This window comes from Micromonospora sp. NPDC023956 (genome assembly GCF_040639195.1).
Classification (GTDB): domain Bacteria; phylum Actinomycetota; class Actinomycetes; order Mycobacteriales; family Micromonosporaceae; genus Micromonospora.
In genome coordinates this window covers 67,885-89,784 of the sequence record NZ_JBEZZN010000007.1, presented here as the reverse complement: position 1 = coordinate 89,784, position 21,900 = coordinate 67,885, and the positions used below count along the sequence as shown (strand labels likewise).

The 21,900-nt window shown below is 74.7% G+C and carries 17 protein-coding genes; 4 read left to right on the top strand and 13 right to left on the bottom strand.

The window, feature by feature from the left end; translation table 11 throughout:
• Window positions 1-219: 219 nt before the first annotated feature.
• Window positions 220-1,494, bottom strand: coding sequence for a glycosyltransferase family 4 protein (locus AB0F58_RS15790; protein WP_357143248.1), 1,275 nt, complete (start codon window positions 1,492-1,494; stop codon window positions 220-222).
• A 360-nt stretch (window positions 1,495-1,854) separates the two neighbouring features.
• On the opposite strand from AB0F58_RS15790, the gene AB0F58_RS15785 reads away from it, so the two are divergent.
• The 3 genes from AB0F58_RS15785 (at window position 1,855) to rocD (ending at window position 5,144) form a co-directional block, all read left to right on the top strand.
• Window positions 1,855-2,748 carry a thrombospondin gene (locus AB0F58_RS15785; RefSeq protein ID WP_357142837.1) on the top strand — a complete coding sequence of 298 codons (894 nt, stop codon included), beginning with the start codon at window positions 1,855-1,857 and terminating at the stop codon, window positions 2,746-2,748.
• Between the two features lie 360 nt (window positions 2,749-3,108).
• Window positions 3,109-3,924, top strand: coding sequence for a dimethylargininase (gene ddaH, locus AB0F58_RS15780; protein ID WP_357143246.1), 816 nt, complete (start codon window positions 3,109-3,111; stop codon window positions 3,922-3,924).
• Complete coding sequence (gene rocD / locus AB0F58_RS15775; protein WP_357143244.1) at window positions 3,924-5,144, top strand: ornithine--oxo-acid transaminase; 1,221 nt, start codon at window positions 3,924-3,926, stop codon at window positions 5,142-5,144. The genes ddaH and rocD overlap by 1 nt, the downstream gene beginning before the upstream one ends.
• A 105-nt stretch (window positions 5,145-5,249) precedes the next feature.
• Here the strand turns inward: rocD and AB0F58_RS15770 are convergent, their stop codons facing one another.
• From AB0F58_RS15770 to AB0F58_RS15740, 7 genes are all read right to left on the bottom strand, one after another.
• Window positions 5,250-6,404 carry an FHA domain-containing protein gene (locus tag AB0F58_RS15770; protein WP_357142835.1) on the bottom strand — a complete coding sequence of 385 codons (1,155 nt, stop codon included), beginning with the start codon at window positions 6,402-6,404 and terminating at the stop codon, window positions 5,250-5,252.
• Window positions 6,401-6,694 carry a 4a-hydroxytetrahydrobiopterin dehydratase gene (locus AB0F58_RS15765; protein ID WP_357142833.1) on the bottom strand — a complete coding sequence of 98 codons (294 nt, stop codon included), beginning with the start codon at window positions 6,692-6,694 and terminating at the stop codon, window positions 6,401-6,403. The genes AB0F58_RS15770 and AB0F58_RS15765 overlap by 4 nt, the downstream gene beginning before the upstream one ends.
• 177 nt (window positions 6,695-6,871) lie before the next feature.
• Complete coding sequence (locus tag AB0F58_RS15760; RefSeq protein ID WP_357142831.1) at window positions 6,872-7,921, bottom strand: acyl-CoA desaturase; 1,050 nt, start codon at window positions 7,919-7,921, stop codon at window positions 6,872-6,874.
• 116 nt (window positions 7,922-8,037) lie between these two features.
• A complete protein-coding gene (locus AB0F58_RS15755; RefSeq protein ID WP_357142829.1) occupies window positions 8,038-11,763 on the bottom strand; it encodes a hypothetical protein in 3,726 nt (1,241 codons plus the stop codon).
• Window positions 11,764-11,810: 47 nt separating this feature from the next.
• A complete protein-coding gene (cutA, locus tag AB0F58_RS15750; protein WP_357142827.1) occupies window positions 11,811-12,131 on the bottom strand; it encodes a divalent-cation tolerance protein CutA in 321 nt (106 codons plus the stop codon).
• 10 nt (window positions 12,132-12,141) lie between these two features.
• Window positions 12,142-13,188 carry a 1-acyl-sn-glycerol-3-phosphate acyltransferase gene (locus tag AB0F58_RS15745; protein WP_357142825.1) on the bottom strand — a complete coding sequence of 349 codons (1,047 nt, stop codon included), beginning with the start codon at window positions 13,186-13,188 and terminating at the stop codon, window positions 12,142-12,144.
• Window positions 13,188-14,018, bottom strand: coding sequence for a patatin-like phospholipase family protein (locus AB0F58_RS15740; protein WP_357142823.1), 831 nt, complete (start codon window positions 14,016-14,018; stop codon window positions 13,188-13,190). The genes AB0F58_RS15745 and AB0F58_RS15740 overlap by 1 nt, the downstream gene beginning before the upstream one ends.
• 200 nt (window positions 14,019-14,218) lie before the next feature.
• Between AB0F58_RS15740 and AB0F58_RS15735 the strand changes: the two genes are divergently transcribed.
• Window positions 14,219-15,685, top strand: coding sequence for a protein kinase (locus AB0F58_RS15735; protein WP_357142821.1), 1,467 nt, complete (start codon window positions 14,219-14,221; stop codon window positions 15,683-15,685).
• A 174-nt stretch (window positions 15,686-15,859) separates the two neighbouring features.
• On the opposite strand, the gene AB0F58_RS15730 is transcribed toward AB0F58_RS15735, so the two are convergent.
• The 5 genes from AB0F58_RS15730 to AB0F58_RS15710 form a co-directional block, all read right to left on the bottom strand.
• Complete coding sequence (locus AB0F58_RS15730; RefSeq protein WP_357142819.1) at window positions 15,860-16,909, bottom strand: glycosyltransferase family 4 protein; 1,050 nt, start codon at window positions 16,907-16,909, stop codon at window positions 15,860-15,862.
• 119 nt (window positions 16,910-17,028) lie between these two features.
• A complete protein-coding gene (locus AB0F58_RS15725; RefSeq protein ID WP_357142817.1) occupies window positions 17,029-17,700 on the bottom strand; it encodes a BON domain-containing protein in 672 nt (223 codons plus the stop codon).
• Between the two features lie 159 nt (window positions 17,701-17,859).
• The gene (locus AB0F58_RS15720) at window positions 17,860-19,518 is read right to left on the bottom strand and encodes a trypsin-like peptidase domain-containing protein (RefSeq protein WP_357142815.1); all 1,659 of its coding nucleotides are present in this window, start codon (window positions 19,516-19,518) and stop codon (window positions 17,860-17,862) included.
• Window positions 19,519-19,580: 62 nt separating this feature from the next.
• Entirely contained in the window at window positions 19,581-21,164 is a 1,584-nt protein-coding gene (locus tag AB0F58_RS15715; RefSeq protein ID WP_357142813.1) for a HAMP domain-containing sensor histidine kinase, read from the bottom strand.
• Window positions 21,161-21,862, bottom strand: coding sequence for a response regulator transcription factor (locus AB0F58_RS15710; protein WP_145836801.1), 702 nt, complete (start codon window positions 21,860-21,862; stop codon window positions 21,161-21,163). The genes AB0F58_RS15715 and AB0F58_RS15710 overlap by 4 nt, the downstream gene beginning before the upstream one ends.
• Window positions 21,863-21,900: the final 38 nt, after the last annotated feature.

Here is a 21,900-nt window from a genome sequence, read left to right as displayed (position 1 = left end):
GGCACCAGGGCTCCAGCGAGGGAATGATCAATTAAGGGGCGCCGAGAACCTAAGATCAACCAACCGGCCGGTCAAGAACGTTTCCACCACCCCCACGCGCCGTATGCGTGAACACTCATATACCCCCAGTCATCCCGACCCGCCCCATAGCGACCCGTCGGTGGCACCTGCCCGCCCAGCGCGAGAACCTCCGGCCGGACGACCGGCGCTACCCGCTGGTCAGCGGTGACGGGGTCGGTCGGCGGGCAGCAGGGCCGTGTAGACCCGGTCGAGCACCTCGGCCTGCGCCGGCCAGGACCAGGACTCCAGCAGGCCCGGTACGTCGTAGGCGGCCCGGTGGCGGGCCGGGTCGGCGAGCACCGTCCGGACCGCGCGGACCAGGTCGGCGACGTCGCCGGCCCGGAACACCTCGCCCTGGCCGGTACGGCGGACCGTCTCCGCCATGGTCCGTACGTCGCTGACCACGATCGGCAGCCGGGCGTGCGAGTACTCGAAGAACTTCGTGATCAGGGCGATCTCGTGGTTCGGCCAGTGCTCGATCGGGATCACCCCGACGTCCGCCCCGGCGAGCAGCGGCACCACCTCGTCGGCGGCGACGTAGCCGCCGACGTGCAGCCGGTCGGCGACGCCGAGGTCCCCCGCCTGCGCGATCAGGCTCCGGACGTAGTCACCGTCCGGCCGGTTCACCACGAACGCGAGGTGCGCGCCGGGCAGCCGGGGCAGCGCCTCCACCAGCACGCCCAGCCCGCGCTGCGGGGCCGCCGCCCCGCTGTAGACCAGCAGTGGCACCTCCGGCCCGATCCCGCACCGCTGGCGCAGGGACCCCGTCCCGGTCGCGCCGTCCGGCGGGTCCGGGGCGTTGAGCACCACCGCCGGCCGCTCGGCGAGCCCGTGTTCGGCCTGCAACAGCCGGGCCAGTTCGTCGGAGACGGTCACCACCGCGTCGGCGTACGGGGCGTACTCCCGTTCGTGTGCCCGGTGGGCGGGCAGCCAGCGGACGTTGTCCCGCCAGGGCTTGAGGCCGGGGAGGAACTCGTGCGCGTCCCAGAGCAGCCGGACGGTCCGGCCCTGTTCCCGGGCCCGCAGCTTCGCCCGCGCGCCCACCCCGAGCATCCGGAAGTCGTGGGCGTGCACGAGGTCCGGTGCGAGGGCATCCACCACCGGTCCGTACGCCCGCTCGTACTGCCACAGGGACGGTTCGAGCCGCCGCCAGGCCCGCTCCCGCATGACCACCGACCAGAACCGGGTGTACGTCGACTCCACCGGCCCGCGCAGCGGGCCGAGCGCCGACGCCGCGCGTCCCCGCCGTCCCCGGGTCCCGCCGGCCGGGCCGCCCATCGGCAGCAGCCGCACCTCGGCGCGGCCGAGCCGCCACTCGTGCGGTACGCCGTCCGGCGAGCGACCGAGCAGCGTCACGTGCCAGCCGGCGGCGGCGGCCGAGCGGGCCGCCTTCTGCACCCGGGAGTCGCCGTGCACCGCGTTGTCGACCAGCATCACCACGCGGCCCCGGACACCGGGGGCACGGTCGTGGCGGCCGGCGCGACCACCCGGAGCACGGCCGTCGCTGCCGGCGCGGCCACCACAAGCACGGCCGTCGCTGCCTGCGCGGGCAGCACCGGGAGCACGGTCGTCGTCGCTGCCCGCACCGGTCACGGCTGAGGATCCTACGGCCGGTCCGGCCCCGCCAGGCGGGAAACGAACCGGTCGGCCCCTCGTTCACCTGCACTTCCGTCGAGGGGCGCCGGGAGGGGACAGGTGTGCCGGCGCAGGGGCGGGGGTACGTCATGAGGTATCACCGCGTGGCAGCCGGCGGCGCGTCCGAGGTCTCCACGCACCGACCAGGAGGTGTTCGTCGTGAAGATTCCCCTGCTGTCGCGCCGGAACGAATCGGCCACCCAGGACGGTAACGGGACCGCCCCGGAGGCCGTCGGCCCCGCTGACCGGGAGCCGTCCACCGCGCCGGCCAGCGCCCCGGTCGCCGAACCGATGGGCACCGACCGGGGCGGTGACCGGACCACGTACCGCAGCGCCGCCGCGACCGTCGACGGCCCTGACCACCGGACCGAGGCGCCGTCGGTGGCCACGCGGGTCCAGGACCCCCGGGAGGCCGAGGCGGAGCGCCGGGCCGAGGCCCGGGCGGCGACCGCGCGGGCGGCCACCGCCCGCCCGACGGAGGCGGACCCGGACCGGAACGCCGCCCGACCGGAGCCCGGTCCGACCACGGGCACCGCGACCGCCAGCACCATGGAGCGGACCTCCGACCTGGAGCGGCCGACCCGGGAGCGTCCGGTCGACCCGACGTGGGAGCGTCCGGTCGACCGGGACCATCCGGACCTCGAGCGCGCGGACCGGCATGCTCCGGACCCGACGCGTGACGTCGCGGACCGGCCCGTCCCGGAGCCGGCGGTGGTGGCCGCCGGCAAGAAGCCACGGGCCAGCCTGCTCGCCACCCTGGGCCTCATCGTCGGGGTGGTCGGGCTGCTCTTCGTGCTCACCGGCACGCTCGCCGGGTACGGCATCGCCGTCGGCGCGGTCGGCGCGGTGCTCGCCGTCCTCGGCCTGATGGCCACCCGCCGCCGCCACGTCGCCGGCAAGACCGACGCGCTGCTCGGCATCGCGGCCGGGCTCGCCGCCGTGGTGCTCGGCGTGCTCGCGATGACCGGCCAGTACGACTGGCCGACCACCGACGGCGACGTGGTCAACCGTCTCCGGGAGTGGCTTGACTCACAGTTTGTCGACCGGGTCTGACGGGCACTGTTATCGGTGCCGGTGGTTCACCGGTCGGGCCCGATCAAACTGGTGGTTCACCAGCGGGGGCGATATCTCTTCAGGGGCGGCGGTTCGCCGCCCCTGAAACATGTCCGGGGTCGACGGGGTCGACGCCGTCGGCCCCGCTCGCCGGTCCGCGTCCTGACCGCTGCGACACGCCTGGGCCCTGACGCAACGAATCGCCGGGCTACTCCCCCACAGACGCAATGAACCTGCGCTTCACGCAATCCTCACGGGTGGATACCGCTGCTCTCGGGCGAATAGCGTTGACGTAACGGCGCCAGCCCGCAGGCCGCGAGTGGCCGGGCGCGCCCGACCCCCGGGAGCAGGACAATGACGATGGACGCCACCAGCCAGCGCTTTCTCATGTGCCGGCCGACGTACTTCGCCGTCGACTACGCGATCAACCCCTGGATGGACCCCACCGCGCCGGTCGACGCCGACCTGGCGATCCGGCAGTGGGAGCAGCTGCGGCAGACCTACCGCGACCTCGGCCACGCCGTCGAGGAGATCACGCCGGTGCCCGGTCTCCCCGACATGGTCTTCGCCGCCAACGGCGGCACCGTGATCGACGGCAGGGCGATGGCGGTGCAGTTCCGCGACCCGCAGCGGGCCGACGAGGCTCCCGCGTACCGGTCCTGGTTCGAGGCCGCCGGCTTCGAGATGCACGACCCGAAGCACGTCAACGAGGGTGAGGGCGACATTCTGCTCGCCGGCGACCTGCTGCTCGCCGGCACCGGGTTCCGCACCGCGCACGCCTCGCACGCCCAGTTGCAGGAGGTCTTCGGGTATCCGGTGATCACCCTCCAACTGGTCGACCCCCGGTTCTACCACCTGGACACCGCGCTCACCGTGCTCGACGAGCGGACCGTGGCGTACCTGCCCGAGGCGTTCTCGCCGGGCAGCCGGGCCGCGCTGCGCCGGCTCTTCCCGGACGCGGTGCACGCGACCATGGCCGACGCCGAGGTGCTGGGGCTGAACGCGGTCAGCGACGGCCGGCACGTGGTGCTGCCCGCCCAGGCCACCGACCTCGCCGCACAACTGCGCGACCGGGGCTACGAGACCATCGGTGTCGACCTGTCCGAGCTGCGCAAGGCCGGCGGTGGCCCGAAGTGCTGCACGTTGCGACTCCGTCAGGGAAAGGCAGGCAAGTGATCGTCGACGACATGCTGCGGACACCGGATGCGGTCCGGGACGCCGAACGGTGGACCGCGCACAACTACCACCCGCTGCCGGTGGTGATCTCGTCCGCCGAGGGTGCCTGGCTCACCGACGTGGACGGGCGGCGCTACCTCGACTGCCTGGCCGGCTACTCCGCGCTCAACTTCGGCCACCGGCACCCGCAGCTGATCGCCGCCGCGCACGCCCAGCTCGACAAGCTGACCCTGACCAGCCGGGCGTTCATCCACGACCAGTTCGCCGACTTCTGCCGGGAGCTGGCCCAGCTCTGCGGCAAGGAGCTGGTGCTGCCGATGAACACCGGCGCGGAGGCGGTGGAGACCGCCATCAAGGTGGCCCGCAAGTGGGGGTACCAGGTCAAGGGCGTACCGGCCGGGCAGGCGAACATCGTCGTCGCCGAGGGCAACTTCCACGGCCGGACGACCACCATCGTCAGCTTCTCCACCGACGAGGACGCCCGGGACGACTTCGGCCCGTACACCCCCGGGTTCACCCTGGTCCCGTACGGCGACCTGGACGCGCTGGCCGCCGCCGTCGACGACAAGACGGTCGCCGTGCTGATCGAGCCCATCCAGGGCGAGCAGGGCGTGGTGGTGCCGCCGGAGGGCTACCTGCCGGGTGTGCGCCGGGTCTGCACCGAGCGCAACGTGCTCTTCCTGGCCGACGAGATCCAGTCCGGCCTGGGCCGCACCGGCGACACCTTCGCCTGCGACCACGAGGGCGTCGTGCCCGACATGTACCTGCTCGGCAAGGCGCTGGGCGGGGGCATCGTGCCGGTTTCCGCGGTCGCCGCCAACGCCGACGTGCTCGGTGTCCTCAAGCCCGGCCAGCACGGCTCGACCTTCGGCGGCAACCCGCTGGCCTGTGCGGTCGCCACCGAGGTGGTCCGGCTGCTGGCCACCGGCGAGTTCCAGCGCCGTTCCGCCGAGTTGGGCGAGCGGCTGCACGCCGGACTGCGGAAGCTGATCGGCCGGGGCCTGGTCACCGTCCGGGGTCGGGGCCTCTGGGCCGGGATGGACATCGACCCGGCGCTGATGACCGGTCGTCAGGCGTGCGAGCGGTTGATGCAGCGGGGGATCCTCGCCAAGGACACCCACGGCTCCACGATCCGTCTGGCCCCGCCCCTGACGATCACCGCCGAGGAGATCGACCACGCCCTCGCCCAGCTCACCGCCGTCCTCACCGGCACCTCCTGATCCCCGTTCCACCCCGGCTCCGCGCCGGCCAGTTCGATGAGCACGAGATGGGCGGCGCTCCCGGGAGCGCCGCCCATCTCGTGCTCGGGTATCGAGAGGCAGGGGTCAGGGGCGGGGCAGGCGCATGGCCATGGTGGGGGCTTCGGCCATCACCGAGGCGGGGGTGTAGGGGGCACCGGCGGGCAACTCGCCCGGTCGGCCGATCTGCACCCCCGGATACAGCTCCGCCATGTCGCCCGGGTCCAGCACCCGGGACTGCTGCGGGGCCAGGGGGATCCGCTCCGCCTCGGCCATCGAGCCGCCCGGACGGATCCCGCTGCCGTTGGTGCTCACGTCGGTGACCACCACCGTGCCGGCCCGCAGCTCGAACTTGAGGTGGCTGCGGCTGATCCAGCGCCGGGCCTCGTCGTTGAGCCACTGGCCGAGCACGATCCCGCTGGCCTGGTCCGGTGCCCGGCCCACCAGCACCGGCTCGTCCGACGTGAGCACGAACCGACGCCGGACCAGGCCCCCGATACGCACCGCGAGGACCTCGGTCCGGGGGCGGGCCCCGGCGTCACCGAGCCGGGTGTTGTGCCGGGGACAGGTCGGCGCGCCCGTCCGCAGCGTGGGCGGCGGCTGGGCGGCCGGGCTCCGCTCCGTACGGGGGGACAGGTCGGCGAAGGCGCCGCCGCCACCCCCGGAGCCGAAGAGCGCACAGCCCGGCTCGGGGCAGCGCCACAGCCGGGCGAGCAGCTTCGTCCCGACCGGCGACGGCTCGCCGGCCACCGGGGTCGTACCCGGGCCGACGTGCGCGGCGAACGTCGGGCCGCCCTGTCCCGGTACCGGCGCGACCACCCGGCCCGGCTGCTCGACCACCCACGGGTAGCGTCCGCGCAGCCCGTCGAAGCGGGCCCGGCTGAGCACCGGCAGACCGAGCAGGTCGGCGACCTCCAGGATCCGGTCACCCGGCTGGTCCAGCACCTCCACCAGGCCGTCGTCGGCCCAGCGGCGGACCACCATCCGCTCGTTCGAGGTCAGGTCGGCGTCGGAGAGCAGCGCCCGGTGCACGACCGCGTAGACCGGGACGCTGTCCTCCTCCAGCTGGCGGGCCAGCGCGTCGATGACCATGCCGAGCCGCAGCATGCTCGCCGGCCGACCGGCGTCCAGATCCTGGTAGCGGATCACCTCGGCCAGATCGACGACCGCTCGGGCCAGGGCGGGATCGGTGCAGACACGTCCCTCGATCGCGTCCAGCACCTTGCTGATCTCGAATCTCATCGCGCGCTCCGGACGATCTCGTCGATCCGCCGGGCCAGCTCGACGTCACGTTCGGTGACACCGCCGGCGGAGTGGGTGGTGCAGCGGAACGTCAGGGTCCGCCACCGGATGTCGATGTCGGGGTGATGGTCCCGCTCCTCGGCGATCTCGGCCACCCGGTCGACGACCGCGATCGCCTCCGGGAAGCTGCCGAGCTGGACGGTGCGACTGATGCCGGCAGGGTCGCCCGTCCAGTCCGCCAACGCGGCCAGTCTGTCTCGTACCGCCTCTGCGGTGAGCACCTCTGCCATGGTCAGCACCCTACCGGGGCCGCGCCGACCCCCGCTGCGCCCGAACGGCGAGCACCGGCAACGGGCCACCGCCGAACACCGTCCGGCGGACGGCGAGTGCCGGAGCGGCGACGGACGGCGAGCACCGGAGGGGCGACGACGCCGGAGCGGCGCGGTAGCTCCCGGGGCGCGCGGTGGTCAGCCCCGCACCGGGCGACCGGCCTCGTGCAGGTGGGCCAGCGCCTGCCGGTACGACTCGAACAGGCCGGTTTCGACGTACGGGATGCCCTGCTCGGCGCAGTACGCGCGGACGATCGGTTGGGCCCGGCGCAGGTTGCCCCGGGGCATGTTCGGGAAGAGGTGGTGCTCGATCTGGTAGTTGAGGCCGCCGAGCGCGACGTCGACCAGGCGGCTGCCCCGCACGTTGCGCGAGGTGAGCACCTGTCGGCGCAGGTAGTCGAGGTCGTCCGCCTCGGTCGGCATCGCCATGCCCTTGTGGTTCGGGGCGAACGAGCAGCCCATGTAGAGCCCCCAGAGCCCCTGGTGCACGGCGACGAACGCCAACGCCCGCCCCGGGGAGAGGACACTGCCCACCAGCGCGACGTAGCCCACGAGGTGCACGGCCAGGAGCAGCCCCTCCACCGTCCGGTGCCGCATCGGCGTCCGGAACCGGCCGTCCGGGCCCCGCCCGACGACGGCGCGCACGCTGGACACGTGCAACGCCAGCCCCTCCAGCAGCAGCATCGGGAAGAACAGCCACGCCTGCCACCGGGCCAGCCACCGCCCGAAGCCCCGGGTCGCCGCCGCCTGCTCGTGGGTCCAGACCAGCGCACCCGCGCCGACGTCCGGGTCCTCCCCCTCGTGGTTGGGGTTGGCGTGGTGCCGGTTGTGCTTGTCCACCCACCAGCCGTAGCTGAGCCCGACCGCCAGGTTGCCGGCGAGCAGCCCGACCACCTCGCTCGCGCCACGTCGACGGAACATCTGCCGGTGCCCCGCGTCGTGCCCCAGGAAGGCGACCTGCGTGGTGGCGACGGCGAGCAGCACGGCGACGCCGAGCTGCGCCCAACTGTCACCGACCGCGACGAACATCGCCCAGCCGCCGACGAAGAGGGCCACCGTCAGCGCCCCGCTCACCACGTACCAGCCGGGCCGTCGCGCCAGCAGGCCGGCCTCGTTGATCCGCCGGGCCAACCGTGCGTAGTCACTGCCCCGTCGTATCGGGGAGTCCGCCACCGAACCGAGCGTCATCTGTGTCCTCGTCTCCTCGGTTGGTCGGACCGCCGACCGGCGGCCCGAACCCAGTCTCCGAACGACAGTTGCGCTGGGTAATCCTGCGATCCCCCGGATGATGGGTAGGGCAGGCCCTACCCCATTCTCCCCACTGCGGAACGCAGCCGGGCCAGATCCCGACGGCGACGCTCGTAGGTGGTGGCGAGTCCGATCAGCGCGAGACCGCCGAGGGCGAGGAAGATCCACCTGGGCACCAGGTCCCAGCTGCGGACGACCTCGTGCAGGGCGAGCGGGACCAGGCTGACCCCGCCGAGCACGACCGGCGCCTGCCAGCGCCGGACCGCGCCGAACAGCACCACACCGAGCGCACCGGCACCGAGCAGCAGCCGCCGCCACGGCTGCGGATCCGCGCCCACCAGGACCGACGCCAGGCTCGGCAGCAGCGCCGCGGCGAGCCCGGGGCCGAGGGCGGTCCAGCTGTTCACGCCCGCCCGGGTACGCAGCGCGACCAGCCCGGCGAGCAGGGCCAGTCCGGCCGCCGGCAGCGTGTACGCCTCCAGCAGCGTGACCTCCGCGACGGTGAGCAGCAGCCACGCTCCGAGCAGTTCGCTGCCCCCGGCGATGGCCGCGAAGATCCACCGCCGACCGGCCGACTCGCCCGGTCGCAGCGCCCGCAGCGCGACGGCGGTACCCCAGAGCACGCAGACCAGGGCGGCGTGCCGGCGCGACCCGACGGTGAGCAGGAGCGCCGTCAGGGCGACGCCCTGGGCGGCAGCATCCAGCACCAGTCCCTCCCCGGGTCGCCGCCGGGCCAGCAGGGCGGCGGTGCCCAGCACGAGCACGGCCACCGCGAGCACGGCGGATCCGGCGGTGCGCAGGGGCAGGTCGGCGGCGCGGGTGGCGGTGACCGCGAAGGCGGTGGCGGTGAGGGCCGCGCCCGCCCAGCCGACCGGACGGACGGTGGCGGCCCGACCGGCGACGCCCACCACGACCGCGACCACCAGGGTCAGCCCCAGCCCGGCGAGCGTGCCGGCGCGGGTCGGCAGCAGACCGGCCAACCCGGCTGCGGCCAGGGGCAGTCCGGTACCGGCCAGCACCGGCAGCAGCAGCCGGCGCGGGGCCGGGCGCGCCCACCCGGCAGCCGGCGCAGGTGCCACAGCCGTGGAGGCGGGGGTGAGCGTGGCGACCAGCAGGGCTGCCGCGCCGAGCAGCAGGGACACCGCCGGCAGCACCGGCCAGGGCACGCCGGCCCCGGCGAGGAGCACCGGCACGGCCACCGCACCGACCGGCACGGCGACCAGCAGCGCCCGGTCCAGGCCGAGCGGGGTGAGCCGGGCGGCCAGCGCCACGGCCGCGAGCAGCACCAGGAGAGCCGCCCCGGCGGAGATTCCCGGCGGAGTCACCCCGGGCGCCAGTCCGACCCCGTCCGGTACGCCGGACCAGACCGACCCGAGCCAGCCGTACGGGGCGACCAGCACCCGGAAGGCGGCCGGGACGAGGGCCACGCCGGCCGCCACCGTCAGCGCGACGCCGACCACCCGCAGGCCACCGGCGGGGCGAACCACGGCGGCCCCCACCACCGCTACCAGCACCGCCGCCGCCAGGTAGAGCGGCACCGATTCTCCGGCCGGTACGACCACCGGCGCGAGGCCGGCCACCGGGAGCGCCCCGGCCAGCGCGGCGCCGGCGTACCGCTGGAGGTCGGGCCAGTGTCGACGGACCGCGACCAGCGCGAGGGGCAACAGCCCGACGGCGACGGCCGGCCCGCGCAGCCGCCAGGACAGCGACGGGTCCAGTTCGACCTGCGTCACCACCACCAGGGCCGGTACGGCGAGCAGCGCCACGGTCAGCGCCGGGCCGGCCACCTGCCGGACAGGTCCCGTCAGCTGCCGTGCCCGGCCGGCCACCACCAGTCCGATGATCATGATGCCGACGAGGACCGCACCGGCCCCCACCGGCGCGGCGAGGCCGACGAGCAGGGCATGCCCGGTCAGGAAGACACCGGCGACGGCGGTGAGCAACGGTTGGTACGCCCGGCCACCCGGCCGGAACACCGCCACGAGCAGCAGGACCGCCCCGGTGGCCAGCCCGAGGGCCACCGCCACCGGCCAGGGCGTAGGCCGGACGGCCGGCAGGGCGAGCACCGCGACCACGCCGCCGCCGAGGACGACCGGGAACCGGGCGACCCGGGGCAGCAGGAGCAGACCCGCCCCGACGGTCAGCAGCACGGCGACCGGGAGCTGCCATCCCCAGGGCAGATCGGGACCGGCTGTCGCGCCCTGCCAGGGCGGAGCGGAGCGGAGCACCGCGGCGGCGGCCAGCCCACCGGTCGGCGCCAGGACCACGTGCGCCATCACCCCGGCCACGACCAGCGCGCCGGCCCGGGGGCCGCTGCGCAGCCCGGCGGGCAGTGCCCGGACGGCGGCGGCGAGCGCTATCACCACCACCGCCGAGGTGACGAGCAGCACCGAGGAACGCAGTTCGGCCACCGGACGGAGCACCACCGGAGCCGAGACGACCACCAGCAACGCGGCGGCGACCGCCCGGAGCACCGGGCCGCCGGCGACCAGCGCGGCTCCGGTCAGGATCATCGCCACCACCAGCAGCGGCAGCCCGGCCGCGAGCGGCGTACCGAAGGCCTCCCCCTGCACCAGGGCGGCCAACGCGCAGACCGCCGCCGGGGCCAGCGCCAGGGCGTAACCGGCCCAGGCGGTGAGCCGGCCCGCGACGACCAGGGCCCCACCCGCGCCGGCCCGTCCACCCGGCGGAACAGTGCCGGCCGGTGCGACCGGCGGAACGGCACCGGTCGGACCGGCGGACGGGACGGTGCCGGACGGGACGCTGCCGGTCGACGTGGGTCCGGCCCGGCCGCCGCGCAGCCGGGCGGGGCCGAACCGGCGCGACAGCACGCCGACCACGGCCAGGTCGACCAGGGCGACTCCGGCGAACACCAGCGTCCATCCGGCGACGCCCGGCCGGGCCTCGACGGCGAGCAGCGGCAGCACCGGCTGGGCCACGAGCAGCGCCACGAACCAGGGCACCGCCAGCCGGGTGAGCAGCGCGTACCCGGCGGCGACCGCCGCGCTGACCCCCCCGACCAGCGCGACGTACCGGGTTCCCGGCCAACCGGCTACCCCGGCCAGGTCGACCGTCCACGCGGCGTACCCGTCGAGGAGCACCAGCAGCAGCCCGACCGCGGCGACGGTCTCCGCGGTGCCGCGCAGTCCCCGGCGCACCACGACCGCCGGCACGGCCAGCGCGAGCGCGGTGACCGCCGCCAGGATCAGCGCCCGGCCCATGATGCCCACCGCCGCCCACGCGACCGCGGTGAAGACGATCGCCGCGGTGCCGAGCAGCAGCCCGCCGAGGACGAACAGCACCCCCTGCACGGTCCGGGCGGACGTCTCCCGCTGTCCGGCGGCGCGGCCCCCCACCGCCGCCGCACCGACCGGCACCGGACCCACCGGAACCGGACCGGCGACGACCGGGCCGACCGGAGGCGGGCCGGACGGGGTCGGGACGAACTGGATCGGGGCGGACGGGGTCGGGGCCGCCGTGGGCCGGGACGGGCGCACCGTGGGGTGCGGCGGGGTCGCCACGGCCGGCGCGGGGGCCGTCCTGCTCGCCCGGACCCGCGCGGCGAGGTCGGCCCGGCGGCGCTGGGCCGCGCCGAGGGCCACGCCGAGATCCAGGTACGCCCGCCGCGCCTGCTCCACCCGCCCGGCCAGGGCGGTGATCTCCCCGTCGAGCCGGACCACCTCGGCCGCGGTCGGGTCCGGTCCCCGGCCGCAGGCCCGACAGCCGGCGGTCAGGTCAGCCGGTGCCGCGCACGCCGGACAGGGGTAGCCGATGGTCTGCACCCGGTCATCCTGCCCCGGCCGGGAACCACCGGCCAGAGTGCGGGTACTCAGGTCCGGGTCTGCTCGTGCACCCAGGTCGAGTAGTCCGGGTTGCCGCTCGCCACCCGGCTGACCAGGATCTCCGGCACCTCGTACGGATGGCTGGCGCGGATCTGGGCGACGAGGGCGTCCACCCGGTCCGGGGCGGTCTTGAACTGCACCGACCACTCCGCACTGGTCTCCATCGCGGACTGCCACCAGTAGGTGCTGTCCACCTGCCCGCCTACCTGGGCACAGGCCGCCAGCCGCCCGGCCACGGCGGTCGCCGCCAACACGTCCGCGACCGAGCGCGCGTCCACCACGGTCGTCACCACGCAGATCTGCTCCACGCAGCGCACCCTACGCGCCGGCCGGCCCGTCGCCGCTCAGCGCGGCCGTACCGTCGCGGTTGGCCTCGATCCACCGGTCGATCCGCGCCCACCAGTCGAAGAGCCAGTCGATGCGCTCCTGGCGTCCGGTCGGGACCTCCTCCGGCGGGACCGACCAGAACCGCATCACGATCCGCTTGTCCATCGGCAGTTCCCGCCAGACGTCCGCCACGGTCAGCATCTTGTCCAGCCCGGTGTGCGCCACGAAGATGACCCCGGCCTCGGGGGCGGCGTCGAGGGCGGCGAGCACCCCGCCCGGCTGCGGCGCGAGCACGTGCCGCATCCGCTCGGCGCGCACCGCCATCCCCTCCAGGCCCCGGGAGCGGAGCCGGTCGATGGCCCGCAGTCGCCGCCGGGGGGTGAAGTTGCCCCCCTCCGGGAAGATGACGAACGCGTCGTTGTCGTCCAGCCCGGTGGCGAGGTGTCCGATCTGGTCGAGCACCGAGCCGTCCCCGCGCCCCCCGGGCGCGAGGAACCGGGTCGGCAGCCGGTTGAGCAGGACGTCGATCGCCGGGTCCCACTGGAGGGCGTCCTTCAGGACGATCCTCGGCTCCCGGTAGAACCAGTTGACCAGCGCGTGGATCAGGATGAACGAGTCGCCCGGCCCGGCGTGTCGGCAGAGCACCAGCTCCGGCCGGCCGGGCAGGGCAGTGTCCGGGTCGGTGCCGGCCACGTCGATGCTCAGCCGCAGCGTCCAGCGGGCCTGCCAGAAGAGCACCCGCAGGAACCGGCCGGCGAGCAGGTAGTGCACCCGTTGGAAGGCGGGGGCACGCAGGCGCCAGCCGAAGCCGGCGGCGATCCAGAGCCCGAACAGGGCCAGCAGCGCGGCGGCGTCCCAGACCAGGTAGACGACGCCGATCCAGACCAGGCGCAGCGGGCGCAACCGGCCGGGGACGAACGGTGACAGCGCCGCCGCGACCAGCAGCCAGATCGGCAGCGTGGTGACCACCGTGAAGGCGAGGAACACCACGGCCGGGGCGAGCAGCACCCGGCGGATCCACCTCGGCGGCAGCGGCATCAGCGGTCCAGCGCCGCGAGGTAGTCGCGGGAGGCGATGTACGCGCGGCTGATCCGCCGGCCCACCGCGGCCATGTCCCGGTACGCCCACGGCGAGTCGTCCCGGGGTTCGAGCCCGCCGGTCGGCAGGACGTGCACCTCGACGCCCTCGGGCAGCGCCGCCAGTTCCCGGGCGAACCGGTGCCGCCGGGCGATCTCGAAGGCGACCTGGGCCACCTCCCACGGTCGCCGGGGCGGGGTCAGCGGCCGTTCGATCCGCCCCACCTGGAGGACGAAGACCTGCCGCGCGCCGAGCGCGACCGCCTCACCGATCGGGATCGAGTTGACGATGCCACCGTCCACGTAGTGCTGCCCGTCGATCTCGGCCGGTGGGAGCAGCCCCGGCACCGAGGCCGAGGCGACCACGGCGGGCACCACCGGTCCGGTGCTGAACCAGTGCTCGGCGGCGCGTTCGATGCTCGCCGCGCAGCACCGGAAGGGGACCTTCAGGTCGGCGAAGGTGGTTTCCGCGCCGAGCTCGGCCTCCAGCAGCCGGCGCAGCGGGCGGGGCGAGTGCAGATGGGTCCGGGCGGCGAACCGGCGCAGCTGCCGGGCCACCGAGTCGCCGTACACCTCGCTCGCCTCGGGGGAGGCCCAGAGCCGGACCAGCCGGTCGGTCACCGTCTCGGTCGGGTCGGCGGCGACCAGCGCCCCGTTGACCGCCCCGATCGAGGTGCCGATCACGAGGTCGGGACGGATCCCGGCGCGGAAGAGGGCACGCAGCATGCCCACCTCGACCGCGCCCAGCACTCCCCCACCACCCAGCACGAACGCCACCGGACCGCCAGTCATGGCGTCAATCCTGGCACGTCCACGCCCGTCGGCGGTCGGCCGGTGGACGGTGGCCCGCCGGGTGGCCGGGTCCGCGTCCGGTCCCGCCCCGGCGGCGGGGCACGGGGCCGTACCGTCCCGCCGAACCGGTCACCCGTTGACACCTCGGACACATTCCCGCAACCTGATACCGCTCCGACCCGAGGCAGGTGCGTTCAGTGATGGGAGCGCTTCACGCCGGCAGCCTGCTGGCACGTCGGTACCGGTTGGTCGACCGGATCGGCTCCGGTGGCATGTCGGTGATCTGGCGGGCCCGGGACGAGGTGCTGGACCGGATCGTCGCGGTGAAGGTGCTCGCCCCGTCGCTGGCCGCCGACGCCCGCTTCCGGGACATGGTCCGGGAGGAGGCGCGGTCCGCCGCGCAGCTCGTCCACCCGCACGTCACCTCGGTGCACGACTACGGCGAGGCGATCGCCCCGGACGGCACGATCACCTCGTTCGTGGTGATGGAGCTGCTCAGCGGCGAGGAACTGGAGTGCCGGCTCACCGAGGGGCCGTTGCCCTGGGCCGAGGCGGTGGAGATCGGCGTGCAGGTGGCCGACGCCCTCGCCGCCGCCCACCGGCTCGGCATCGTGCACCGGGACATCACCCCGGCCAACGTGATGATGACCCAGGTCGGCGCGAAGGTCCTCGACTTCGGCATCGCCACCCGGATCGGCGCCCCGGACGAGGACGAGGACGGCGGTACGTTCGGCACTCCCGCGTACGTGGCGCCGGAACGCCTCGACGGGGCACCCGCCCAGCCGTCGACCGACGTCTACTCCCTCGGCGTGCTGCTCTACGAGACGCTGACCGGCCGGGTGCCGTACCCGGCGGACACCTGGGAACAGCTGAGCGTGGCGTTGGAGACCCGGGAGGCGCCGTCGCTGGCGGGCGTACCGGACCTGCCGCCCGCGGTGGCGCGGACCTGCCTGCGCTGCCTGGCCCGGGACCCGGCCGAACGTCCGACCGCACGGCAGGTCGCCGAGGCGCTGGGCCGGCAGCTCGCCGCCGAACCGGCGCCCGCGCAGACCGTGCCGCTGCCGTCGGGCGGGCCCGCGCCGGCCGTGCCCGCGCCGCCCCCGCCGGCTGCCGGCCGGATACCGGCCGACCGGGTCCGGACCGCCCCGCCACCGGAGCGGCGGCCGGGCCGGTGGGTCCTCGGGCTGGCCGTCGGGGCGGTCGCGGTGCTCGTCCCGGTCGTGGTGGCCTGGCCGGACGACCCCGGGACCAACCCCCCACCCGCGCAGGTCCAGCCGACCACCGGGCCGGCGTCCGAGCCCACCGGCGAAACGCCCCGACCGGCGGAGACGGACCGCGAACGCCCGTCCCGGCCCTCGACGGACCCGCCGTCGCCGTCTCCGGGCTCCCCGGGCGGGGAGACGTGGGAGAGCGCGGTGGGTCGACTCGACCAGCTCATCGACGCCGGGGTCACGGCGGGCGAGATCCGCGAGGACGTCGGTCTCGACCTGGACAACCACCTGCGCAACCTGACCTCCGCCGCAGCCGTCGGCCAGCACGACGTGACGCAGTCGGTGGCGCAGCTGCGGGAGAAGGTCGCGCGCCGGGTCAGCGAGGGCGCGATCACCCCCGGGTACGCCCGCCAGCTCGACACCGCCCTGCAACGCCTCGCCGCCGCGCGGACCTGAGCCCGGCGCCGCCCGACCCGGTGAGCGTGCCGGTGGGAGCCGTTCCGTTACGCGGACTGGCTCGCCACGTGTTGTGCGGTCTCGGCGGGATCCTCTGCGCCCAGGCTCGGCGGCGTTCCGGACGAACTCCGGGCACGCTCCTTCACCTGGCGGGCCTTCTCCAGGGACGTCCGGTCAGCGGACGGGTACCGGCTCGACGAGGGTGGCGTGCGGTCGGGTGAGCGACCGCCGGTACACGGCCTCGTACCCACGCGCCATCCCGGCGGCGGAGAAGTGCTCCGCCACGTGCGCCACGCAGTCCTCCGGCCGCAGGCGGTCCGCCTCGCGCAGCGCCCCCGGCAGGTCCTCCGGCCGGTCGCAGGTCAGTCCGGTCACCCCGGGGCGGAGCAGTTCGGGCACCGCACCCCGGTTCAGCGCGACCACCGGGGTACCGGTCGCCATCGCCTCGACCATCACCATGCCGAACGGCTCGTCCCACTGGATCGGCATGATCAGGCAGCGGGCGTCCACCAGCAGCCGCAGGCAGGTCTCCCGGTCGGCGTCGAACACCACCCGCACGTCCGGCCCGAGCAACGGCTCGACCACCTCGGTGTAGTGGCGACGCTCGCCCGGCTCGTTGCACTTGCCGGCCAGCACCAGGGGCAGCCCCGCCGCCCGGCAGGCCGCGACGGCCACCTCCGGTCCCTTGTCCGGGCTGAACCGGGCCAGCCAGAGCACCGGGCCGGTACCCGGCACCTGCTTGCGCGGAAAGAGCGCGGTCTCCACGGCGTTGTGCACGGTCCCGGCCCAGGGCAGGCGCGGGTTCAGCCGACGCTGGGTGTGCGAGATGGCGACCAGGCCGACCGAGGGTGAGACGTGGCTCAGCACGTCGCCGTACTCGCCGACCGGGTTGCCGTGCACGGTGGCGACCGTGGGCACGGCCCGCCGGTCGGCCAGCAGCGGGCCGATCGTGGTGTGGTCGTGGACCACGTCGAAGCGGGCCGGGTCGAGCCAGCGGCGCACCCGGGCCAGGTGGGCCAGTTCCGGCAGGGCCTCGCCGAGCCGCTCGTGCTGGAGTTCGCCGACCGTCGGGACGTAGGTCGCGTCCGTGCCGTGGCCGGGGCCCGCGCCGAAGAGCGTCACCCGGTGCCCCCGGTCGACCAGGCCGTCGACCAGACCGGCCACCACCTGCTCGAGCCCGCCGTAGCCGGAGGGGGGCACCGGGTACCACGGGGGAACCACCATGGCGATCCGCAAGGGCCCATCGCGCACGACGGACGAGTGGTTCACGACGACGCCTCCCCTGTGAGGTCCCGGGCGACGTCTTCCCGTCACCGCCGGGGGTAAACGAGCGGCCCGTCGGGTCAGCCGGCGACGGCCACCTCGGTACGCACCACACGGACACCCGGGGTGGACCAGGCGATCCGGTCCGCCTCGTCCCGGTCGGCCGCGGTGAGCACCGTGCCGGCGAGCAGCACGGCGGCCCCGGCCACCTCGACCGTGACCCCCTCCGTACCGACCCGGCGCAGCAGCGTCCGTCGGATCCGCCGGCGCAGTTCCTCTCCGGTGGACGCGCCCCGGGGACTGACCCGGACCAGGTTGGTGATCCCCCGGACGCCGCGCAGCCGACGCAGTTCGCGCTCGGCCGCGCGGCGTTGGAAGCCGAACTCCACCTGGCCCCGGAGCAGCACCCAGCCGTCGGCGACGGTGACGTCGAAGCGCTCGGCCGGTACGTAGCTGTCCCACTCGAGGGCGCGGACCGCGGCGAGTGCGACCTCGGCGTCGGTGCGCTCCCCGTCGACGCCGAGACGCACGTCGAGGTCGTCGGCGACCGCCCGGACCCCGCGCACCCGCTGCGCGCTCCGCTCGGCGGCCCACCGTTCCGCGTAGCTGCCCACCTGGCCGGTCAACGTCACCACCCCGTCGTGGACGGTCACCCCGACCCCGGTCGACGCGATCCGGGGCTCCCAGAGCAGCTCCTCGGAGACGTCCTGCTGGATCTGCCCGTCGGTGGGTCGTCCCGTCGCTCTGGTCATCCCACGTCCCTCCCCTGCCGCCCACGGATGCCGTCGACGCTGCCCGCGACCGGGGTGAGGTGGCCTCACCCGGTCCGGGCGGGGACGAAGAGACGGCGGGCGACGGAACCGACCCCCTCGGTTCCGCCGCCCGCCGTCAGCGGGGAGGAGACAGCTTGGTCAGGACGCCTCGGCGAGCGTGGCGGTGGCGGTGGCGGTGGCGCCGTCACGGCGGTACTCGATCTCCACCCGGTCGCCGACCTTGCCGGCCTGCACGGCCGCCACCAGGTCGTTCGAGTCGCCGATGGTCTTGTCGCCGAACTTGGTGATCACGTCGCCCTGGCGCAGCCCGGCCTTCTCGGCGGCGCTGCCCGGGTTGACCGTCGAGACCAGCGCGCCGCCGCCCTCCGCACCGGTGACGCTGACCCCGAGCGAGGGGTGGCTGACCTTCTCGCCCCGCTGGAGCTGCTCGGCGACGAGCTTGGCCTTGTTGCTCGGGATGGCGAAGCCGACGCCGATGTTGCCGCTGCTCTGGCCGCTGGTGGCGATCGCGGTGTTGATGCCGATCACCTCGCCCCGGGTGTTGACCAGCGCGCCGCCGGAGTTGCCCGGGTTGATCGGGGCGTCGGTCTGGAGCAGGCCGGAGATGGAGCTGCCGCCGGCCTGCGGGTCCTGCTGGCTGCCGGCCCGGATGGTCCGGTCCCGGGCGCTGATGATGCCGGCGGTCACCGAGCCCTGGAGGCCGAGCGGGCTGCCCAGGGCGAGCACCTGGTCGCCGACCTGCATCGCGTCGCTGTCGCCCAGCTTGGCCGCCTGGAGGCCGGAGACGCCGGACGCCTTCACCACGGCGAGGTCGGTCCTGGGGTCGGTGCCGACCAGCTTCGCGTCGGCCTTCTTCCCGTCGGCGAAGACCACCTGCACCGTCTCCCCACCGGCGGAGGCGACCACGTGGTTGTTGGTCAGCACGAACCCGTCGGCGCTGAGGATGACGCCGGACCCCTCCCCGCTGCCGGCCTGGATCGAGACCACGCTGTTCTGCACGCCAGCGGCGATCTTGGGCAGGTCGGCGCCGTTGAGCACCGGGGCGGCCGAGTAGGTCACCTTGGTGCCGGCATCCTCGAACAGGGCCAGCGCGATGGCGCCGCCACCGACACCGGAGCCGACCATCAGGGCCAGCGCGGCGACCCCGGCCGCGACGAACTTGGCCACCCGGCCCGGTGGGGTGTGGGGTCGGGGAGCCGGACCCTGTGCCCACGGCGGCACCGGTCCACCGGGCGGCAGGGGTCCAGACGGGCCGGGCTGACCCGCGTGGCCGGCGGGCCAACCGCCCTGGTGCGCCGGGTACCAGGGCGCGTTCGGGTAGGGGCCGCCGGAGGAGGGATGACCCGGCTGGGCCGACACCTGGCCCGGATAGGGCGGGGCGGCGGGGGGCGTCTGGTCGGCCGGGCGCCAGCCCTGCGGTACACCCGCCGGGTACCGGTCGGGGCCACCGTGCGGGGCCGGGCCGGGAGCGCCGTGCAGGGACGGAGCCGGGCCGGGGACGCCGTGCCGGGTGGGCGCGGGAGCACCCACCGGCGACGGAGCCGGGCCGGGAGCGCCGTGCGGGGCGGTGGCGGAGGACGGGGGCGCGTCTGCCGGTGCGGTGGACCCGGTCGGCGGCGCGTCGGTGGTGGGGGGCGTCGCCGTCGGCGCGTCGGTCCCGGAACGGTCGACGGACACCACGGCGGCGTCCGGGGCGTACGGCGACTGCGCGTGCTCGGCGCGGGGCAGCTCGGCGGTGGGATGCACCGGCTCGACGTCGGCCGGTCGCCGCTGCGGGTCGGTCTCGTACTCGGTCATGTCTCCACTTTCCCCTCGGGGGCTGCGTTCAGCCTGGAACCCGCCTGAATGTTGCCTGAAAATCACCGGCCGTCGCTGGCCGGTTCCTCGGCGGAGTCGCCCGGCTCCTCCGGGACGAGCGGCAGGCGGACCCGGAACGTCGCGCCACCGCCCGGGGTCGGCACCGTCTCGACGGTGCCCTGGTGGACGGCGACCAGCGCGGCCACGATGGCCAGTCCCAATCCGGTCCCGTTGGCTCCGCCCACCCGTCGGGTACGTGCGGCGTCGGCCCGGTAGAACCGCTCGAAGACCCGCTCGGCCTGCTCCTCGGAGAGCCCCGGGCCGGTGTCGGCCACCTCCACCACGGCCGTTCCCTCCTCGGCGCGCAGCCGCAGGGTCACCGACGCGTCCGGCGGGGTGTGGGTCAGCGCGTTGGTCATCAGGTTGCCGATGATCTGTCGCAACCGGGCGTCGTCGCCCCGGACCACCAGCGGGCCGGAGTTCGGGGCGATGTCCAGATCGATCCGGCGGTCCGGGGCGACCACCCGGGCGGCCTGGACCGCGTCGGCGGCGAGCACCGGCAGCTCGACCGGGGCCAGCGACAGCGGTCGCTCCCGGTCCAGCCGTGCCAGCAGCAGCAGATCCTCGACGAGCAGCCCCATCCGGGCGGCCTCGTCCTCGATCCGGCGCAGCAGGCCGGCGGTCTCCCCGGGTTCGCGGGCCGCGCCCTGCCGGTACAGCTCGGCGAAGCCCCGGATGGTGGTCAGCGGGGTCCGCAGCTCGTGCGACGCGTCCGCGACGAACTGCCGCATCCGTTCCTCGGAGCGGATCGCCCGCGCCTCCGAGGCCCGCGCCGCCTCGGCGGCGTCCCGGGCGGCGGCCTCGGCCCAGCGCGCCGACGCCTCCGAGGCGGCCCGCGCGGTGAAGGCCGCCTCGATCTGGGCGAGCATCGAGTTCAGCGCCCGGGAGAGCCGGCCCAGTTCGGAGGTGGGGCACTCACTGCCCTGCTCCGGGTCGGGCACCCGTCGGGTCAGGTCGCCGCCGGCGATCGCGCCGGCCGTCCGTTCGATGTCCACCAGCGGTTTCAGGCTGGTCCGGACGATCGCCGCGCCGATCGAGGCGAGCAGCACCAGCACCGCCCCACCGACCAGCAGGTCTATCCAGACGAGTTGCTTGACCGCCCGGTCCACGTCGGTGAGGTGCTGCCCGATGGCGAGCACCCTGCCGTCGGGTACCTGGATGTAGAGCACCCGCCAGCGGATCTCGCCGTCCTGGGCGCGCACCGTGAACGGCTTGCCGACGCGCCCCTGGGCCTCGGTGAGGGTGTCCGACAGGGCGGGCAGGTCGTCCGGGCCCAGGTTGCTGATGTCGTACCGCACCGGGTCGACTCCGTCGGCGTCGATCACGGCGACGGAGTAGTCGGTCGGGAGGTCCGCCTGCTGCGGGTTCCCCTCGGACAGCAGACGGCTGATCGCCAGCCGGATGGACGTCTCGTTGTTCCGCAGTTCCGCGTCGACCTGGTCGACCAGGTAGCTGCGGAGGAAGAAGGTGGTCAGCGAGCTGATCACCAGGAGGGCGGCGGCGACCAGGGCGAGCACGGCCGCGACCAGCTTGACCCGGAGCGGTACGGCCCGCAGTCGTCCCTTCGCCTGGTAGACGACGTTCACGCCGCCGGCTTGCGCAGCACGTAGCCGACCCCGCGCAGTGTGTGGATCAGGCGAGGCTGGGTGTTGTCCACCTTCCGCCGCAGGTAGGAGATGTACGACTCGACGATGTTGTCGTCACCCCGGAAGTCGTAGTTCCAGACGTGGTCGAGGATCTGCGCCTTGGACAGCACCCGGTTGGCGTTGAGCATCAGGTAGCGCAGCAGCTTGAACTCGGTCGGCGAGAGCTGCACCCGCTGCCCGGCGCGGTGCACCTCGTGGGTCTCCTCGTCCAGTTCCAGGTCGGCGAAGGTGAGGCGGGACGGCGAGTGTTCCCCGGTGACCGTGCGCCGCAGCACCGCCCGGATCCGGGCGGTCAGCTCCTCCAGGCTGAACGGCTTGGTGACGTAGTCGTCGCCGCCCAGCGTCAGGCCCCGGATCTTGTCGTCGGTGGCGTCCCGCGCGGTGAGGAAGACCACCGGTGTCCGGGTGCCACCCTCGCGGAGCATCCGGATCACCTCGAAGCCGTCCAGGTCGGGCAGCATCACGTCGAGGACGACCAGGTCCGGGCGGTGGTCCTTGGCGGCGTTCAACGCCGCGCTGCCGCTGGTCGCCGTCGCCACGTCGAAGCCGGCGAAACGCAGGCTCGCGGAGAGGAGTTCGAGGATGTTCGGGTCGTCCTCGACGACGAGCAGCCGCGCCTCGGTCTGGGTAGGGGCCATGTGGCCATCATCCGTGACGACGCTGCACCCGGGCTGGA

Excerpts from the sequence above, each read along its gene's own strand:
- AB0F58_RS15790 (WP_357143248.1), bottom strand. The coding sequence starts at position 1,494 with ATGCTGGTCGACAACGCGGTGCACGGCGACTCCCGGGTGCAGAAGGCG.
- ddaH (WP_357143246.1), top strand. The coding sequence starts at position 3,109 with ATGGACGCCACCAGCCAGCGCTTTCTCATGTGCCGGCCGACGTACTTC.
- AB0F58_RS15770 (WP_357142835.1), bottom strand. The coding sequence starts at position 6,404 with ATGAGATTCGAGATCAGCAAGGTGCTGGACGCGATCGAGGGACGTGTC.
- AB0F58_RS15765 (WP_357142833.1), bottom strand. The coding sequence starts at position 6,694 with ATGGCAGAGGTGCTCACCGCAGAGGCGGTACGAGACAGACTGGCCGCG.
- AB0F58_RS15760 (WP_357142831.1), bottom strand. The coding sequence starts at position 7,921 with ATGACGCTCGGTTCGGTGGCGGACTCCCCGATACGACGGGGCAGTGAC.
- AB0F58_RS15745 (WP_357142825.1), bottom strand. The coding sequence starts at position 13,188 with ATGCCGCTGCCGCCGAGGTGGATCCGCCGGGTGCTGCTCGCCCCGGCC.
- AB0F58_RS15740 (WP_357142823.1), bottom strand. The coding sequence starts at position 14,018 with ATGACTGGCGGTCCGGTGGCGTTCGTGCTGGGTGGTGGGGGAGTGCTG.
- AB0F58_RS15735 (WP_357142821.1), top strand. The coding sequence starts at position 14,219 with ATGGGAGCGCTTCACGCCGGCAGCCTGCTGGCACGTCGGTACCGGTTG.
- AB0F58_RS15730 (WP_357142819.1), bottom strand. The coding sequence starts at position 16,909 with ATGGTGGTTCCCCCGTGGTACCCGGTGCCCCCCTCCGGCTACGGCGGG.
- AB0F58_RS15725 (WP_357142817.1), bottom strand. The coding sequence starts at position 17,700 with ATGACCAGAGCGACGGGACGACCCACCGACGGGCAGATCCAGCAGGAC.
- AB0F58_RS15720 (WP_357142815.1), bottom strand. The coding sequence starts at position 19,518 with ATGACCGAGTACGAGACCGACCCGCAGCGGCGACCGGCCGACGTCGAG.
- AB0F58_RS15710 (WP_145836801.1), bottom strand. The coding sequence starts at position 21,862 with ATGGCCCCTACCCAGACCGAGGCGCGGCTGCTCGTCGTCGAGGACGAC.